The following is a 16,135-nucleotide window of genomic DNA, read 5'->3' as shown; positions in this document are numbered from 1 at the left end:
ATCGGCTTGCCACCAATCTCGATCATGGGCTTAGGTTTCAGGTGGGTCTCTTCGCTGATGCGCGTACCCAAGCCCCCTGCAAGAATGACTGCTTTCAAGATCGCTCCCAATTGGCAGCCAAAGGCAGCCGCACACAGATCTGCACCGCAGGAGATTCGCTTCCTACGGACCCTCCGGCTGAACATTTTTCTTTGTCGTACGCGTTATGTTTTTTATTTTTGACTGCCCAGCTTAGCCGGCGATTCTACAACATCCGCGATTTTCGCCGTCCCCCCTTAAACAAGCTTACATCCTGTAATAATTCCGATACCACTCCACAAAACGCCGTACGCCGACATTCACCGAAGTTGAAGGCTTGAGACCGGTCCATTCGGTCAGGGCCAAGGTATCCGCAAAAGTTGCCGGTACGTCGCCGTCCTGCATGGGCAGGAAGTTCTTGGTGGCGCTCAGGCCGGTGGCGGATTCGATGGCCTGGATGAAATCCATCAGCTCCACCGGGTCCTGATTACCGATATTGAAGACGCGGTAGGGCGCGTGCGAGCGCGAAGGGTCGGCGATGGCGTGGTCGAAAGTGGGATCTGCTTCGGGGGCGCGGTCCAGGGTGCGGATGACGCCTTCGACGATGTCGTCGATGTAGGTGAAGTCGCGGCGCATGCGGCCGTGGTTGAACACGTCGATCGGCCGCCCTTCGAGGATCGCCCGCGTGAACAGGAACAGCGCCATGTCCGGCCGGCCCCAGGGGCCATACACCGTGAAGAAGCGCAGCCCGGTGGTCGGCAGGCCGTAGAGGTGGCTGTAGGTGTGCGCCATCAGCTCATTGGCCTTCTTGGTGGCGGCGTAGAGACTGACCGGGTGGTCCACGCTGTCATGCTCGGCAAAGGGCTGCTTCACATTGCCGCCATAGACGCTGGAGCTGGAGGCATACACCAGGTGTGCCACCTTGTTGTGGCGGCAGCCTTCGAGGATGTTGACGAAGCCGAGCAGGTTGCTGTCAGCATAGGCATGCGGATTCTGGATCGAGTAGCGCACACCGGCTTGCGCAGCGAGGTGGATGACGCGATCAAAGCCTTCCTGCGCGAACAGGCGGGCGACGCCCTCGCGGTCGGCGATGTCGAGTTTCTCGAAGCGGAAACGCGCCTGATCGCCGATCTGCGCCAGACGGTCGAGCTTGAGCTGTGGGTCGTAGTAATCATTCAGATTGTCGATGCCCACCACCACATCGCCACGTGCCAGCAGGCGCTGGCAGCAATGCATGCCGATAAACCCGGCAGCACCGGTCACGAGTACTTTCATCAGATTTTTCCGTCGCAAAACAAAAGCAAGGCCGCATCGCGCGGCATTCTAGTCGAGCCCGCAGATCACGCCTGCTGGGGTATGCCCGCCCGCCAATACACCGCCAAGCCCAGCAAGGGCAGCCAGGCCAGCAAGCACAACCAGGGGCCCTGCTCGGGCCACTGCCGCGCCGCACAGGCCAAGGGCAGCAACCATAACAGGTTGATGGCGATCACCGCGCAGCTCACCGGACGATGGGCGCCCAGGCGCTGCGCAGCGTGCTGGTAGGCATGGCTGCGGTGCGCTTCGGTCCAGCGCTGGCCGCTGAGCATGCGGCGGATCAGGGTAAAGCTGGCATCGACGACGAACACCGCGTAGAGAATCAGCCAGGGCCAGATGGTGGTCTGCTGCGCCAGCGTCGAACGCAGGGCCAGCAGCGCGAAGGCAAAGCCCAGAAAACCGCTGCCGGCGTCACCCATGAAGATCTTGGCCGGCGGCCAGTTGAGCAGCAGAAAGCCGCCGCAAGCAGCCGCCAGCAACAGGGCCGGGTACGAGGCACCACCGGCCAGATGGACGATCAGGGCGGTTCCCAGCGCCATGAACACCGCCTGCGAAATGGCCAGGCCATCGATGCCGTCCATGAAGTTGTAGAGATTGATCGACCAGGCGATGGCCAGCACGCCGATCACAAAGCCCAGCGCGCCCCAATGAATCGCCCGCACGCCCAGCTCCAGCACCGGCCAGCCGCCGAGCAGGCCCAGCGCCAGCGCCGCCGCCAGCAGATGGCAGCCAAAGCGCACGCGGCTGGAGAGCGAACGGCGGTCATCGATGAAGCCCACCACGGCCACCAGACTGCCGCCAACGGCCAGCGCCAGCGCGGTGCGTGGCAAGACCCACTCCAACCACCACAGCAGTGGCAAGCCGAGCAGGAACACCAGCACAAAGGCCACGCCGCCGCCACGCGGCGTCGGCACGCGATGCGAACTGCGCGCATTGGGCACATCGAGAATGGCGCGCGACAAGGCGTAGCGACGCATCAGCAGGGTGCCGCCCCAGGCCGCGAGGAAGGCCACAATCAGAATGGCGAGGAGCATGCGTCAGCCTTGCTGCCGTTCGCCACGGCGGACAAACTCGAAGAGCTTGGCGTACTTGGCGAAACTATTGAAACAACCGATCAGTATGTGGATTAGACCCGGCAAACCGTCCTGCCAGCCACCGCGCAAGAAGTAAAACTTGATAAAACGGAACATCGGGCTGAGGAACAGCTTGGTCAGCGACAGGTCGGTGCCTTCGGCGTAAAGCGCTTCGGCGGCCAGCGTGGTGTAGCGATTCTGCTTGGCCATATAGCTCTCGATGCTCTCCTCGGAGTGGTGCAGCAGGTCACCTTCGAGCTGACCGACCACGTCCAGGGTGATCACCTTTTCATGCACCACATCATCCGACCAGCGCGCATGCTGGCGGTTGAAGAGGCGCAAGGAGCGATCCGGGTAACCCTCGCCATGGCGCAGGTAACGGCCGAGGAAACGATTGCAGCGCGGGAACTCGTAAGCCTTGTAATCAGGCTGGCGCAGGGCCTTGAGCATGTTGTCGCGCAATTGCGGGGTGACGATCTCGTCCGAATCGACACACAGCACCCAGTCATGACGCGCCTGGTCGATGGCAAACTGCTTCTGCGGCCCAAAGCCGCGCCAGGGTTCGCTGATCACCCGCGCACCAAAAGATGCGGCCAGCGCCTGAGTGCCGTCCTCACTGCCCGAATCGACGACGATGATCTCGTTGCAAAAAGCCAGCGACTCCAGGGTGGCGCCCAGACTGTGGGCGCAATCGAGGGTGATCAACACCGCCGACAGCGGCTGGTGGGAGGGTTCAGCAGAATTCGTTGCAGAGCTCTTGGCCATCGGGAACGGTGCAGGGCGATATAATCCGTGGCCCGCCATTCTACGCTAGCCCATCCGCTACGCCTCATGCGCTCAGTCCTTCTGGTCAAAACCTCGTCGATGGGGGATGTCATCCACAACCTGCCAGTGGTCAGCGATCTGCGCCGCATGTGGCCGCAGCTGGCCATCGACTGGGTCGTCGAGGAGAGCTTCGCCGAAATCCCGCGCCTCCATCCAGGCGTGCGGCGGGTCATTCCGGTGGCCTTGCGGCGCTGGCGCAAGGCGCTGGCCCAGGGACGCACCTGGCGCGAAATCGGCGCCGCGCGCCGGGCACTGGGCGAGCAGTATTACGACTTCATCATCGACACCCAGGGCTTGGTCAAAAGCGCGCTGATCAGCCGTTTTGCCGGCGGCCTGCGTTGCGGCTACACGCGTGGCGTGGCGCGCGAGGGCCTGGCAGCGCTGGCCTACGACTGCCGTTACGCGATTCCGCGCTCGGCGCACGCTGTCGAGCGCAACCGCTGGCTGGCCGCCGCCGCCTGCGAATACCCGCTCGACCTGCCGCTGCGCTACGGCCTGCAAGCGCCAGCAGCGCTGCCGGCCTGGCTGCCCACCGGCGACTACGCCGTCCTGCTCACCGCCACCAGCCGCGACGACAAGCTGTGGCCTGAAGCGCACTGGATCGCGCTGGGCCACGCCCTCGCCGCACGCGGCCTGCGCAGCGTGCTGCCGGCCGGCAATGCGCGTGAATTCGAACGCGCTGCACGCCTGGCTGCCGCGATTCCCGACGCCGTCGCCGCGCCGCGTGCCAGCCTCAGCGAGCTGGCCAGCGTGCTGCAGAGCGCGCACTGCGTGATCGGTGTCGATACCGGCCTGACCCATCTGGCCACCGCGCTGGACCGTCCGGTGGTCGCCCTGGCGGTGTCCACCGATCCGGCCCTGACCGGCGTACATGGCGGCCGCCAGGCCATCAACCTCGGCGGCATCGGGCAGATTCCCGCCGTCGACAGCGTTCTGGCGAGCCTGCACCCATGGCTGCCCTGAGTCGCTTCGCCTACAGCCTGCTGTGGGCCCTGGGCATGCCCCTGGTGCTCGGCCGCCTGCTCTGGCGCGCCCGCCGCCAGCCGGAATACCTGCATCAGCTGGGCGAGCGCTTTGCGCGCATCGAGCCCACCCGCCAGCCGACGATCTGGCTGCACGCCGTCTCGGTCGGCGAGACGCGCGCCGCCGAACCCCTGGTCAAGGCCCTGCTCGCCGCCTATCCCGAGCACCGCATCCTGCTCACCCACATGACGCCGACCGGCCGCGCCACCGGCAAGAGTCTGTTCGGCAAGTTCGAGCGCGTGCAGCAAAGCTGGCTACCCTACGACCTGCCCTGGCTGGCGCGCCGCTTCCTGCGCCGCGTACAGCCCGAGGCCGGCATCATCATGGAAACCGAGGTGTGGCCCAATCTGATGCACGCCGCACAGCGCCTGGGCGTGCCGATGCTGCTCGCCAATGCGCGCCTGTCGGCCCGCTCGGCGCGCGGCTATGCACGTCTGGGCGGACTCAGCCGTGAGGCTTTCGCAGGCTTCGCGCAGATTGCCGCGCAAAGCGAGGCCGATGCGCAGCGTCTGCGGGCGGCCGGCGGGCGCGCCGTGCAGGTCTGCGGCAACATCAAGTACGAAGTCGAAATTCCCGCCGGCACGGCAGAGACGGCAGCGCGTTTTCGCAGCTGGTGCGTGCAGCGCCCGGTTCTGCTGGCCGCCAGCACACGCGACGGCGAGGAAGCCCTGCTGCTCGACGCCTTTAGCCAGCTGGCGCCGCCCGGCGTGCTGCTGGTGCTGGTGCCGCGCCATCCGCAGCGCTTTGACGAAGTCGCCACGCTCGCTGCGCAACGCGGCCTGGTGCTGGCACGGCGCAGCAGCGCGCAGCCGATCGGCGAGCAGGTGCGCGTCTGGCTGGGTGACAGCATGGGTGAGATGGCGGCGTATTACGCCATGGCCGATGTGGCCCTGATCGGCGGCAGCTGGCTGCCCTTCGGCAGTCAGAACCTGATCGAAGCCTGCGCCGCTGGCGTGCCGGTGATGATCGGCCCGTCCAGCTTCAACTTCGCCGAAGCCGCCGAACTGGCTATCGCCGCGGGCGCCGCACGCCGCTGCAGCGATCCGCTCGATGGCATGCGCGTGGCGCTGTCGGTGCTCGCCCAAGCGACGCTGCGCGCGCAGATGGGCGCCGCCGGGCGCGAATTCTGCGCCCGCCACAGCGGCGCCACGGCACGCGTGCTGGCGCTGCTGCGGCCGCTCATGCGCGGCTGAGCTTATTTATCGAGCAGTGAATTGACGCCTTCGATGTCGGCGCTCTCGATGACGCCGGTCGCCGCCTTGAGTTTGAGTTGCGACATGATGGTGTCGTAGCGCGACTTGGCCAGTTTCTGCTGCGTGTCCGCCAGCGAACTCTGGGCATTGAGCACATCGATATTGATGCGCACGCCGACTTCGTAACCGAGCTTGTTGGATTCGACCGCGCTCTTGCCCGAGACCAGGGCAGCCTCGTAACCGCGAACCTGGGCCACACCACTGCTGACGCCAACAAAGGCCTGGCGTGCCGCCTGGGTGGCGGTGCGCTTCTGCGCTTCGAGATCGGCCGTGGCCTTGTCGGCCAGTGCGATGGCTTCACGCACCTTGGACTGCGTGGCGCCGCCCGCGTAGAGCGGCACCGTCAGCTGCAAGCCCACCGCAGCCGTGCGCGACAGCGAAGGCGAACCACTGCTGCCATTGCCGGCGTGGCTGTTGCTGTAGGTAGCAACGGCATCCACGGTCGGCAGATGGCCGGCACGCGCCTTGTCGACATCGCGCTTGGCGATTTCCAGATTCAGCGTCGAAGCCTGCACGGCCGCATTGTTCTTTTCTGCTGCGCTGACCCAGGCTTCAACCGCAGCCGGCGTCGGCGGCATGATCTGCACGCCGTTACGCAGGCCCGACAGCGGACGCGGCGGCTTGCCTGAGAGCAGGCTCAGCGCCTGACGCTTGACCTCCAGATCGCTCTGCGCGGCAATCTCCTGCGCAGCTGCGAGGTCGAACTTCGACTGCGCTTCATTGACGTCGGTGATGGTGACGGTGCCGACCTCGAAGCTCTTCTTGGCCAGCTGCAGCTGCTCGGCCGCCGCAAACTTGAGGGTCTGCACCGAGCTCAGCACGTCCTGTGCATAGAGCACGTCGAAATAGCTTTGTGCTGCACGCAGCGCCAGATCGTTGCGCGCCGCCTGGAACTGCGCTTCGGCCACAGCGACCTGCAAAGCGCCTTCCTTGTAATTGATCCAGTTCTGCCAGCGGAACACCGGCTGGCTCAGCTGGAGCTGATAGGTATTGGTGTTGAAGCCGTAGCTGCGTTCGCTCGGCAGCGTCGCATCGACATTCGAGTAGGTCGTGCTGCCACTCAGATTGACCGTCGGCAGGATATTGGCGGTGCCTTGCGGGCCCTTTTCCTTGCCCGCCGTCAGCTGCGCCGTGGCACTGGCGAACTGCGCGTCGTTGATCAGCGCATCACGATAGATTTCCAGCAGATCCGCTGCATTCACCTGCATGGCTACGCAGGCAGCCAGCACAAACATCACGCTGCGTTTCATGAACACTCTGTCTCCTGCTCGATGGACTGGGTAAAGTTGCTGAAGGCTCTGAAGACTTTAAGTCGCGGTGATTCCGTTGAGCCGTCCAGGCTCTACCTATGCCCGGCACAGTCGTTGAGCGTGTGCATTGCCTGCTGCTCCACCATGACGGCCGCCAAGCGTTTCAGTAGGTCGGCATTTGCGGATCGACCTGCTGTGCCCAGGCATGCACCCCACCGCTGAGATTGAAGACCTTGTCGAAGCCACGCGAGCTGAGAAACATCGCCACTTGCAGGCTGCGCATGCCGTGGTGACAGATGCAGACGATCTCGGCCTCGGGGTCCAGCTTGTCGATATCGCTAGGCACCGTACCCATCGGCATCAACTGCGAACCGGCGATGGCACAGTAGGCGAACTCGTGCGGCTCGCGCACATCGAGCAGGACCGGCTGCGGACGCCCCGCATCCTGCAACCAGGCCGCCAGATCGGCGGCCGGCAACTGGCTGACGGCGGCCATCAGAACGAAAAACTCTCGACCTGGGCGGAACGCAGCGGCGTCACCAGGGTTTCGAACACGCCATAGCGTTCGAACTGGCCTTCACCGCGGCACTGCACCAGCACGCCTTGCTGCACCGGCGCCGAACCGACGAAGGCAAACAGGCGGCCATCGGGGCGCAGCTGGTCAAGCAGCACTTGCGGGATCTCCAGCACGGCGCCGGAGACCATGATCACATCGTAGGGCGCAGCACTGGCCCAGCCGGCCAGGCCATCGCCCTCTTCGACGATGACGTTATCGACGCCGCTGCGGTCGAGGTTCTTCGCTGCCAGGCTGACCAGTTGCGGATCGATCTCGATGCTGCGCACCCAGGCGCCGCGCGAGGCCAGCAGCGCCGCCATGTGGCCGGAACCGGCACCGATTTCGAGGATGTTGTCGCCGGGGCGCACGGCCAGCGCTTGCAGGGCGCGCGCTTCGATCTTCGGCGCCAGCATGCTCTGACCGCCGCCAATCGGCAGTTCGATGTCGCTGAAAGCCAGGGCCTGGCGTTCCGGCGCGACGAAAGCTTCGCGCTTGACGATGCGCAGCGCGTCGAGCACGTCCTGATCGAGCACATCCCAGGGGCGGATCTGCTGTTCGATCATGTTAAAGCGGGCCTGTTCAAAATCCATGATGCGTCCTCATTGTGGCTTTGCGCGATTCTAACCTGCCTGCCCGGCGACCGTATCTGTTGTGCGCGGCTGGCTCATGCTTTTCTTGTGCGGTACCAGGCGGCGTAAAGCGCTGGCAGGAAGAACAGTGTCAGCACCGTCGCCACCGCCAGGCCGCCCATGATGGCCACCGCCATCGGGCCGAAAAAGGCGCTGCGGGTCAGCGGAATCATCGCCAGGATGGCCGCGGCGGCCGTCAGGATGATCGGCCGGAAGCGGCGTACCGTGGCTTCGACAATCGCCTGCCAGCGCGGCACGCCGGCCGCCTCGTCCTGCACGATCTGGTCGATGAGAATCACCGAATTACGCATGATCATGCCCGACAGGGCGATGGTGCCGAGCATCGCGACAAAGCCGAATGGCTTGTTGAAGAGCAGCAGTGCGAGGGTCACGCCGACCATGCCCAAGGGCGCGGTCAGCACCACCATGGCCACGCGCGAGAAGCTCTGCAGCTGCAGCATCAGCACCGTCAGCACCACCAACAGGAACAGCGGCACACCGGCAGCCACCGAGCTGCCGCCCTTGGCGCTCTCTTCCACCGCGCCGCCCACCTCGATGCGGTAGCCCAGCGGCAGCGTCGCGCGCAGCTTGTCGATCTGCGGCGCCAGCTGAGCCACCACCTCGGCCGGCTGCACGGTACCGTAGAGATTGGCTTTGACAGTCACCACCGGCATGCGATTGCGGCGCCACAGAATGCCCGGCTCCGAGCTGTATTCAAGCGTGGCGATCTGCGACAGCGGCAGGCCGCGCCCGCTGCCGACCGGCAGGCTGATCTCGTTGAAACGCGAGATCAAGGTGTCACGCTTGTTGGCGCGCAGGTCCAGTTCGATGGTCTCGGTGCCCTCGCGGAACTCGCTGACCTTGCTGCCATTGAGAATGCCGGCAAAGAGGTTCTGCAGATCCTGCCGCGACAAGCCGGCCATGCGCGCCTTCTCGGTGTCGACATGCAGGCGCACGGTCTTGGATTCCTCTTCCCACTCCTTCTGCACATTGGCCAGATCCGGGCTGGCGCGCATCAGGCTGACAATCTGGCTGGCAATCTGCTGGATCTGCGCGTGCTCCGGCCCCGTCACCCGGTATTGCACCGGAAAGCCGACCGGCGGCCCGTTCTCCAGGCGATTGATCGAGGCACGCAGTTCGGCGTAATCGCGGTCGAACAGCGCGATCAGATGCGTGCGCAGCGCTTCGCGCTCGGCAATGCCACGGGTGAGCACCACAAACTGCGCAAAATTGGTCTGCGGCAGCTTCTGGTCCAATGGCAGGTAAAAGCGCGGACTGCCATTGCCGACATAGGCGACGTAGTTCTCGATGCCCGGCTGCTTGGCCAGTTCGGCCTCGAAACGCTTGACCGCACGATCCACCGCCTCGTGCGAGGCGCCCTGCGCCAGGCGCAGATCGACCAGCAGCTCCGGCCGTGTCGAATCCGGGAAGAACTGTTGCGGCACCAGGCCAAAGCCCCACAGCGAGAACACGAAGCTCAACAGCGTGGCCCCAATCACCCACCAGCGGCGCAGCACGCACCAGTCGATCAGCGTGCGCAAGGCGCGATAGAAGCCGCTGTCGTAGATGTCATGCTGCGCGCCGGCGGGTTCCGCCACCGGCGCGGGCCGGCCGCGCAGGCGGGCAAGCAGGCGCGCCATCAGCGAGGGCTTGTGCGCGTGCTGTGCGTAATCGGGCAGCAGGTAGTAGCCAAGGTAGGGCACAAACAGCACCGCCGCCACCCAGGACACCAGCAGGGCAATCACCGTCACCTGGAAAATCGAGCGCGTGTATTCGCCGGTGGCCGAAGCCGCAGTGGCAATCGGCAAGAAGCCGGCCGCGGTGACCAGGGTGCCGGAGAGCATCGGCATCGCCGTCGAGGCATAGGCAAAGCCCGCCGCCTTGGTGCGCTCCCAGCCCTGCTCCATCTTGGCCGCCATCATCTCCACGGCAATGATTGCGTCATCGACCAGCAAGCCCAGCGCGAGAATCAGCGCCCCCAGCGAGATCTTGTGCAGGCCGATGTCAAAGACGTGCATGAACAGGAAGGTGATCGCCAGCACCACCGGAATCGAGATCGCCACCACGATGCCGGTGCGCAGGCCCAGCGACAGCAGGCTGACCGCCAGCACAATGACCACCGCCTCGGTCAGCGAACGCACGAAATCCTGCACCGAGTCGCGCACCGCGCGTGGCTGGTCGGCCACCCGCTTGAGCTGCACACCAAGCGGCAACTGGCTGCTGATGCGCTCCACCGCCGCATCGAGATTCTTGCCCAGGGCGATGATGTCGCCACCGTCCGTCATCGACAGGCCGATGCCCAGCGCTTCATGCCCCATGAAGCGCATCTTGTCGCTGGGCGGGTCCACATAGCCGCGCCGCACCTCGGCCAGATCGCGCAGATAAAGCGTGCGGCCATTGATGCGGATCGGCAGATTGCGCAGCGCATCCAGATCGGCATAAGCACCCGTGGTGCGCAGATAGATGCGCTCGTCAGCCAGCTCGAAATAGCCGCTGGCCAGCTGCGCGTTCTGCTCGCTGATCTGCTGCGCCAGCAGGCTGGGGCTGATGCCGGCATTGGCCAGACGCGCCGCCGAGAATTCGACATAGACGCGTTCATCCTGCGCGCCGAAAAAGCTCACCTTGCCGACATCGGGCAAGCGCAGCAACTCGGCACGCACCGCTTCGCCATAGCGCTTGAGCTCGGCATAGGAGAGCCCTTCGCCGACCAGCGCAAAGATGTTGCCGTAGGTGTCGCCGAACTCGTCGTTGAAGTAGGGGCCATTGACGCCGGTGGGAAGATTGGCGCGGATGTCGCCGATCTTCTTGCGCACCTGGTACCACAGCGCCGGCATCGTCGAGGACTCCAGACTGTCGTGCGCCTGCACCATCACCAGCGATTCGCCGGGCCGCGAATAGCTCGACAGCACATCGATCTCGGGCGCCTCGCGCAGCTTGGCCTCGATCTTGTCGGTCACCTGCTGCTCGACTTCGCGCGCGCTGGCACCCGGCCAGTTGGTGCGCACCACCATCACCTTGAAAGTGAAAGGTGGATCTTCGCTCTGCCCCAGCCGTGTATAAGAAAACAGGCCGATCACCGTCGCCACGACGATGAAGAACAAGACCAGCTGCGGATGCCGCAAGCCCCAGATCGAGAGATTGAAGCCGCCTGAGGTATCGTATTCTTTTTTCATATCAGCGCAGCACATCCAGCGCTACCGGCGCGCTCTGCTCCACCGGCTTGAGCGCCATGCCAGCCTGTACCGTGTGCGCACCGACCACCACCACCTGCTCGCCCGGCTGCAGTCCGCTGCCGATCAGGGCATCCGTATCGCGGTAGGCACTCACCTTCACCTCGCGCTGCTGCGCCTTGTTGTCCTTGTCGAGCACCCACACCAGGCTGCGCTCGCCGACACGCAACACCGCTGGCAGGGGTAGACGGATTTCCGCCGTTCCCGCCGCCTTGGCCGCTGCAGCGTCCTTGACGAAAGCGGCGGCCACCGTCGAACCCAGCGGCATGCGCGCATCGGCGCCACTCACCGCAATCCGCACGGCATAGGTGCGGGTGGTGCTGTCAGCGCTGCCGGCAATCTCGCGCACCTTGCCGGGCAAGGTCTGGTCCTGCGCACTCCAGGGTCGCACCAGGGCCGCATCGCCGATCTTGATCGACGCCACACGCGACTCCGGCACCCAGATCAGCGCTTCACGGCTGGACGGATCAGCCAGGCGCAACACCGCCTGCCCTGCAGCGACAACCTGGCCGGCTTCGACATTCATCGCCGTCACCACACCATCGCGGTCGGCATACAAGCTGGTGTAGCCCAGCTGGTTCTTCGACACCGCCGCCTGCGCCTGCGCCTGCTGCAAACGTGCCTGCGCCGACTGCAGCTGGCTGCGGCGCGTATCGAGCGCACTGGCGCTGACAAAGTGCTGCGCAAACAGGCTCTCGCTGCGCTGCAGTTCAGCCTTGGCCAGATTCAGATCGGCCTCGGCGACACGTACCGCATCTTCCGCCGCGCTGGCGTTGAGGCTGCTGTCCTGCGCGTCGATGCGCGCCAGCAGCTGTCCCTTCTTCACGCTCTGCCCGGCGTCGACGCGGCGTTCGATGATCTTGCCGGCAACGCGGAAGGCCAGATCGCCTTCCAGCCGCGCACGCACCTCGCCCGAATAGAGCTGCGCATGCTGCGCGTCACCGGCCGGCACCGACATCACCACCACGGCGCGTGGCGCGCTACTGACATGCTGCGGCCGACTGCAGCCGGCCAGCGCCAGCGCCGACGCAAACAGCATCCACACCGCTGAGCGCGGCAGACCAAGAGGCTGATTCATTGCAAAGCTCATTCATCCACCTTTTGAAGCAGGCCACCCATCAGGACATCCAGATGGACTTCGATATAGTGCGCGTAGTCCGTTTCACCCTTGCCACTCAGATCAAACGAACACTGCCAGAGACTGGCCATCCACAGCGGCGCGATCACCACCTTGCAGAGCAGGTCCGGATCATGGCGACGGAATACACCGCGCTCCATGCCCAGCTGCAAGGTACTGGTCAGCAAGCGCATGCCGCGCTGGATGACATTGTCACGATAATACGCTGCCAGCTCGGGAAAGTTGCCTGCTTCAGCCAGCATCAGCTTGGCAATGCCGGCCAGCGGAGTGTTGCCCACCCGCTCCCACCACACCCGCAAGAGCTGGCGCAGCAAGGCGGCCGGATCATCCTGCGCCGCGGCAAACAGTGCCTCGCCCTCGGCCAGGGTCGGCACGATGCTGGTCTCCACCACAGCCTTGAACAGACTCTCTTTGCTGTCGTAGTAGAGATAAAGCGTGCCCTTGGACACGCCGACGCGCTCGGCAATCTCTTCAAGCCGCGCCGCGCTGAAGCCACGCTCGACGAAGACATCCAGCGCCGCCGCCAAAAACTCGGCCGGACGCGCCTCCTTGCGCCGCTGCCGTGAAGTCAGCGCCGCACTCACCAGCCACCTCGGGCCAGCAGCACCGCACACAGCGGAATCAAGGGCAGCAAGAGCAGCTCGGCCAGCAGCCAGCGACGCGTCGCCAGCACCTCAGCGTGTTCCGCCACCCCTGCGCGGCGCCAGCGGAAGAAGCGTAAGGTCGGCACCACCGAAATCAGGCCGATCAGCACGAAAAACCCCAGCTTGGCGTGAAAAGCCGGGTGATGCGCGTAGAACACCCAGGGCTTGTCGCCCAGCGTCGCCCGCGCAAAACCGCTCGCCAAAGCCAGCACGGCGAGCAGCAGATAGCTCAGATCCAGCCTGAGCAAAAAGCCGATCTGCCCGCTGTCCAGACGACCGCGCAGCTGGCACCACTCGGCAAACAACACCGCGACGAGCGCACCGACAGCGAGGAAGTGCAGCAAGACCAACACCGTATTCATCACTGCCCTCCCTTTTCGCTGACTAACCAGTCAGTCATTATTAGGAGAACAGGGAAATTGTCAATCGGGCACGGGGTTCTGGCTGAAGGGAAATGGCAGGCATGCAGCGCAGCCAGCAGCCAATACCGGCGCCCGGCAAGCGGTATTAAGGTATTTGCACAGAGTCTGGAGACGACTTCCGTAAAGAACGATCAATGTGCAGCTTTTACACGAGCACTGCGCCAGTCATGGTGATCGGCCGTTCCCGGCCCGTTGCCGACGGTCTGGGAAAAGCAAAGCAGACCTTCAAAGCGTAGCCCGGATGCAGCGTAGCGGAATCCGGGAGCCTATCGCGGCGACAGGGGAAAGCCCCGGATTTCGGCGTAGCCTTCATCCGGGCTACTTGCTGAGTAGCGGCTGCCGCCGCTCAATGTCAAGGCCCAGCCTCACGGTGACAGCAAACTAGCGGTTGCTCGGATGAGAGAAGGGGCTCCTGGTTGTCGCCTAGTGAACGTTGCCGCGCAAAAGAAAAAAGCCCCGAGTGGCGGGGCTTTTTTCTTTTAGAACTGGGGGCGCGAGCTTTCTGGATTGAGCAGTTGGACTGCGGCTTCCTTCCAGGTCTTGCCCCACTAGACGGTGAGCCAACTTAACTTATTAATGGCTGTTAAGGTGATAATACCCCCATATGCTAAACATAGTCAATTCGCGAGACGGCCTCGCCGCTTGGAGGCTGCTGGAATTCCTGTCTGAGCGCACCCCATGGCAGCGATCACTGTGGGGGGTTGGTGTGGTGCTCGCGATGGAAGAGCTCTTCGAGGCATGCGTTGCGTCCAAGCAGGGGCACCTGAGCGAAGGCTCGATCAAGCGGATGGCCTCCTCTCTGCAGAAGCGTGTGGGAGTCCACCCGGCCTTCACGGACGCTGAGAAGCAGTTCCTAAGGCAGCAAGTCCAGCAGATCCCAAAGGCTGACGGGCCAGCCCATTTCGGCGTACGCGAGCTGTCCGAGCGGGTCTCGAGGGACTACCTGGCTCGCTGGGGTCAGGCTGTGGCAGCAAGCAACGTGGCGGTGGAGCATTTTTCTCGCAGCGTTGCTGCTCACCTCCTCGACGCAGGGTTCTCCGGCGCATATCTCTACGACTTCATTCGGTCTAGGGTCGATGCGCCCGAAGCGATCACTCTGCCGCAACTATGCGAGGCGTTGCAGGCGGAGCTGGTTGCAAGTCCGCGCCGTGAGTTCGAAGTTCTGTTGGCGTTTGCTGAAACACCAGACATGCCCAACGGGGTCCCGTCGAGCTGGCTTCGTGGGAACGCGATCACGGCTTGGTTGCAGGGGAACGGATTCTCGACTACCAACGTTCGCGCCTCGGTTGCCATACTCCTGAAGGTAAGGGCTCGCGATCATGTAGGCGCGGCAAGCGCAGCCAGAGGCGAAGCAGACCGGTATGCCGCACGATCGCTGATTGCCACCGGAAATCCGCTGAGACAGCTTCCTCTGCTATGGGTGAAGGGCGCTCCGTCTCCGGCGCCGATGAAAGAGGCATCGCGAGGGGTGGGGGTCAAGGAGCTATTCCGTGAGGACCGGGTGTTCTCGACTGAAGCCAGCCAGAGCGTGGATGCTGCACTGGAATTACTGGCGCACCTTGACGGCAGTTCGCCACCAGCTGCGATTGCAGGTGGCTGGGGTGCAATCGAGGGACTCCTGGCGGATCCGAGCGACAGGTCCTCAGCGGCAGACAACCTAGCGACGCTGGTGACGTGTTCCTTTCCGCGGGCAGAGTTGACGGCACTTTCCTACCGCGTAGAGAGGCAGCACCCAGAAGCTTCTCAGGACCTAGCCGGCGTAGCCGGCAACAGGGACCGAGCGAGGGCTGTTGGGCTAATGATCGTCGAGGGACGCATGCCGGCCATGCGCGGAGAGGTCGATCAGACCGCGATCGCTCGGCTGAAGAAGCTTCTGGACAACCCAGGGCCGGAGCTGCAGACGATCCGCGACGCGATTGGTGAATCATTTCACCGGCTGTACCGGCAGCGCAATTTGATTCTGCATGGGGCTAGGCTGGACAGTGTGGCTCTCACGGCAAGCCTACGCACGGTAGCCAAGCTCGCCGGAGCTGGTATGGATCGCATCACGCACGGATGGTATGTCCAACAACTAAAGCCAATGGAGCTGGTGGCCAAGGCAAACCTCTCGCTTGCACTCGCAAGCCGCGAAGAGCCCTTGTGCTGTGTTGATTTACTGGAAGCGAACTAGTGCGACTTACCGCCAAAAGCCAAGCCATGACGCAGTCTGCCGAAACCGACGCCGCGCAGCCCGTAGGGTGCAATAAGCGTTAGCGCATTGCACCGGATGTTGGCGCAGTTACCGAAGGGTGATTTTGTTTGCCATAACCGTTCGGTGCAATGCCCTTCGGTTATTGCACCCTACGAACTGGATTGCGCAGCTGTGCATACGTCACGGCACAACTTGCGACCTTTGGCTTGCACCTCAGGCGTGCGTTGGCTGCGTCAGCGGCGGGAGAATGGCGTCAAGCCTGTGGCAAGGACCGGGGAAGCTTACTCATCATCGTCGTCGTCATCGCCACCATTCACACGCGGCACCTTCTTGGGGTCGCAGGTGATGGCGCGGTAGATTTCGATGCGGTCACCGGGGCGCAGGGGTGCGTCGGGTTTGGCGACCTTGCCGAAGACGCCGACTTTCTGCGCCTTGAGGTCGATCTCCGGACACATGCCGAGGATGCCCGAGCGCTCGATGCCCTCGGCGATGGTGCATTCGTCCGGTACGTCGAGCTTGAGCCAGTATTTCTTGACCACGGTGGCATAGGCGACGGCGATTTGCATGAT

The 16,135-nt window shown here is 64.0% G+C and carries 14 protein-coding genes; 3 read left to right on the top strand and 11 right to left on the bottom strand.

The annotated features are described in order from the left end of the window. Positions 1–285: 285 nt before the first annotated feature. The 3 genes from ABDB84_RS16950 to ABDB84_RS16940 all read right to left on the bottom strand — a co-directional run bounded on the left by ABDB84_RS16950 (position 286) and on the right by ABDB84_RS16940 (position 3,170). The gene (locus ABDB84_RS16950; RefSeq protein ID WP_345920950.1) at positions 286–1,293 is read right to left on the bottom strand and encodes an NAD-dependent epimerase; all 1,008 of its coding nucleotides are present in this window, start codon (positions 1,291–1,293) and stop codon (positions 286–288) included. A gap of 65 nt (positions 1,294–1,358) precedes the next feature. Next, positions 1,359–2,366, bottom strand: coding sequence for an MraY family glycosyltransferase (locus ABDB84_RS16945; RefSeq protein ID WP_345920949.1), 1,008 nt, complete (start codon positions 2,364–2,366; stop codon positions 1,359–1,361). Positions 2,367–2,369: 3 nt separating this feature from the next. Continuing rightward, entirely contained in the window at positions 2,370–3,170 is an 801-nt protein-coding gene (locus ABDB84_RS16940; protein ID WP_345920948.1) for a glycosyltransferase family 2 protein, read from the bottom strand. Positions 3,171–3,236: 66 nt separating this feature from the next. On the opposite strand from ABDB84_RS16940, the gene waaC reads away from it, so the two are divergent. Continuing rightward, positions 3,237–4,193 carry a lipopolysaccharide heptosyltransferase I gene (gene waaC, locus ABDB84_RS16935; RefSeq protein WP_345920947.1) on the top strand — a complete coding sequence of 319 codons (957 nt, stop codon included), beginning with the start codon at positions 3,237–3,239 and terminating at the stop codon, positions 4,191–4,193. After that, the gene (gene waaA, locus ABDB84_RS16930) at positions 4,181–5,446 is read left to right on the top strand and encodes a lipid IV(A) 3-deoxy-D-manno-octulosonic acid transferase (protein WP_345920946.1); all 1,266 of its coding nucleotides are present in this window, start codon (positions 4,181–4,183) and stop codon (positions 5,444–5,446) included. Before waaC ends, waaA begins: the two co-directional genes overlap by 13 nt. Before the next feature lie 2 nt (positions 5,447–5,448). Here waaA and ABDB84_RS16925 read toward each other — a convergent pair whose 3' ends face one another. From ABDB84_RS16925 to ABDB84_RS16895, 7 genes are all read right to left on the bottom strand, one after another. Beyond that, the gene (locus ABDB84_RS16925; RefSeq protein WP_345920945.1) at positions 5,449–6,756 is read right to left on the bottom strand and encodes a TolC family outer membrane protein; all 1,308 of its coding nucleotides are present in this window, start codon (positions 6,754–6,756) and stop codon (positions 5,449–5,451) included. Positions 6,757–6,919: 163 nt separating this feature from the next. Continuing rightward, positions 6,920–7,252, bottom strand: a complete 333-nt coding sequence (locus ABDB84_RS16920) for a rhodanese-like domain-containing protein (protein WP_345920944.1) — start codon at positions 7,250–7,252, stop codon at positions 6,920–6,922. Further along, positions 7,252–7,902 (bottom strand): protein-L-isoaspartate O-methyltransferase family protein, encoded by a 651-nt coding sequence (locus tag ABDB84_RS16915; RefSeq protein ID WP_345920943.1) that lies wholly within the window; start codon positions 7,900–7,902, stop codon positions 7,252–7,254. The genes ABDB84_RS16920 and ABDB84_RS16915 overlap by 1 nt, the downstream gene beginning before the upstream one ends. A gap of 74 nt (positions 7,903–7,976) precedes the next feature. Further along, positions 7,977–11,114, bottom strand: coding sequence for an efflux RND transporter permease subunit (locus ABDB84_RS16910; RefSeq protein ID WP_345920942.1), 3,138 nt, complete (start codon positions 11,112–11,114; stop codon positions 7,977–7,979). Between the two features lies 1 nt (position 11,115). After that, positions 11,116–12,249, bottom strand: coding sequence for an efflux RND transporter periplasmic adaptor subunit (locus ABDB84_RS16905; RefSeq protein ID WP_345920941.1), 1,134 nt, complete (start codon positions 12,247–12,249; stop codon positions 11,116–11,118). Between the two features lie 8 nt (positions 12,250–12,257). After that, the gene (locus tag ABDB84_RS16900; RefSeq protein ID WP_345920940.1) at positions 12,258–12,893 is read right to left on the bottom strand and encodes a TetR/AcrR family transcriptional regulator; all 636 of its coding nucleotides are present in this window, start codon (positions 12,891–12,893) and stop codon (positions 12,258–12,260) included. Then, positions 12,890–13,315 carry a DUF2214 family protein gene (locus tag ABDB84_RS16895; protein ID WP_345920939.1) on the bottom strand — a complete coding sequence of 142 codons (426 nt, stop codon included), beginning with the start codon at positions 13,313–13,315 and terminating at the stop codon, positions 12,890–12,892. Before ABDB84_RS16895 ends, ABDB84_RS16900 begins: the two co-directional genes overlap by 4 nt. Positions 13,316–14,093: 778 nt before the next feature. Between ABDB84_RS16895 and ABDB84_RS16890 the strand changes: the two genes are divergently transcribed. After that, entirely contained in the window at positions 14,094–15,545 is a 1,452-nt protein-coding gene (locus ABDB84_RS16890; protein ID WP_345920938.1) for a hypothetical protein, read from the top strand. A 302-nt stretch (positions 15,546–15,847) separates the two neighbouring features. Here ABDB84_RS16890 and ABDB84_RS16885 read toward each other — a convergent pair whose 3' ends face one another. Further along, positions 15,848–16,132, bottom strand: coding sequence for an RnfH family protein (locus tag ABDB84_RS16885; RefSeq protein WP_345920937.1), 285 nt, complete (start codon positions 16,130–16,132; stop codon positions 15,848–15,850). Between the last annotated feature and the right edge of the window lie 3 nt (positions 16,133–16,135).

Source organism: Uliginosibacterium sediminicola, assembly GCF_039631295.1.
Lineage (GTDB): Bacteria > Pseudomonadota > Gammaproteobacteria > Burkholderiales > Rhodocyclaceae > Viridibacterium > Viridibacterium sediminicola.
This window is presented reverse-complemented; position numbering and strand designations above follow the sequence as displayed.

What these genes read in the sequence shown, in the direction of transcription:
- ABDB84_RS16905 (WP_345920941.1), bottom strand. Translation starts at nt 12,249, where the DNA reads ATGAATCAGCCTCTTGGTCTGCCGCGCTCAGCGGTGTGGATGCTGTTT.
- waaC (WP_345920947.1), top strand. Translation starts at nt 3,237, where the DNA reads ATGCGCTCAGTCCTTCTGGTCAAAACCTCGTCGATGGGGGATGTCATC.
- ABDB84_RS16945 (WP_345920949.1), bottom strand. Translation starts at nt 2,366, where the DNA reads ATGCTCCTCGCCATTCTGATTGTGGCCTTCCTCGCGGCCTGGGGCGGC.
- ABDB84_RS16940 (WP_345920948.1), bottom strand. Translation starts at nt 3,170, where the DNA reads ATGGCCAAGAGCTCTGCAACGAATTCTGCTGAACCCTCCCACCAGCCG.
- ABDB84_RS16910 (WP_345920942.1), bottom strand. Translation starts at nt 11,114, where the DNA reads ATGAAAAAAGAATACGATACCTCAGGCGGCTTCAATCTCTCGATCTGG.
- ABDB84_RS16885 (WP_345920937.1), bottom strand. Translation starts at nt 16,132, where the DNA reads ATGCAAATCGCCGTCGCCTATGCCACCGTGGTCAAGAAATACTGGCTC.
- waaA (WP_345920946.1), top strand. Translation starts at nt 4,181, where the DNA reads ATGGCTGCCCTGAGTCGCTTCGCCTACAGCCTGCTGTGGGCCCTGGGC.
- ABDB84_RS16950 (WP_345920950.1), bottom strand. Translation starts at nt 1,293, where the DNA reads ATGAAAGTACTCGTGACCGGTGCTGCCGGGTTTATCGGCATGCATTGC.
- ABDB84_RS16925 (WP_345920945.1), bottom strand. Translation starts at nt 6,756, where the DNA reads ATGAAACGCAGCGTGATGTTTGTGCTGGCTGCCTGCGTAGCCATGCAG.
- ABDB84_RS16890 (WP_345920938.1), top strand. Translation starts at nt 14,094, where the DNA reads ATGGAAGAGCTCTTCGAGGCATGCGTTGCGTCCAAGCAGGGGCACCTG.
- ABDB84_RS16920 (WP_345920944.1), bottom strand. Translation starts at nt 7,252, where the DNA reads ATGGCCGCCGTCAGCCAGTTGCCGGCCGCCGATCTGGCGGCCTGGTTG.
- ABDB84_RS16895 (WP_345920939.1), bottom strand. Translation starts at nt 13,315, where the DNA reads ATGAATACGGTGTTGGTCTTGCTGCACTTCCTCGCTGTCGGTGCGCTC.
- ABDB84_RS16915 (WP_345920943.1), bottom strand. Translation starts at nt 7,902, where the DNA reads ATGGATTTTGAACAGGCCCGCTTTAACATGATCGAACAGCAGATCCGC.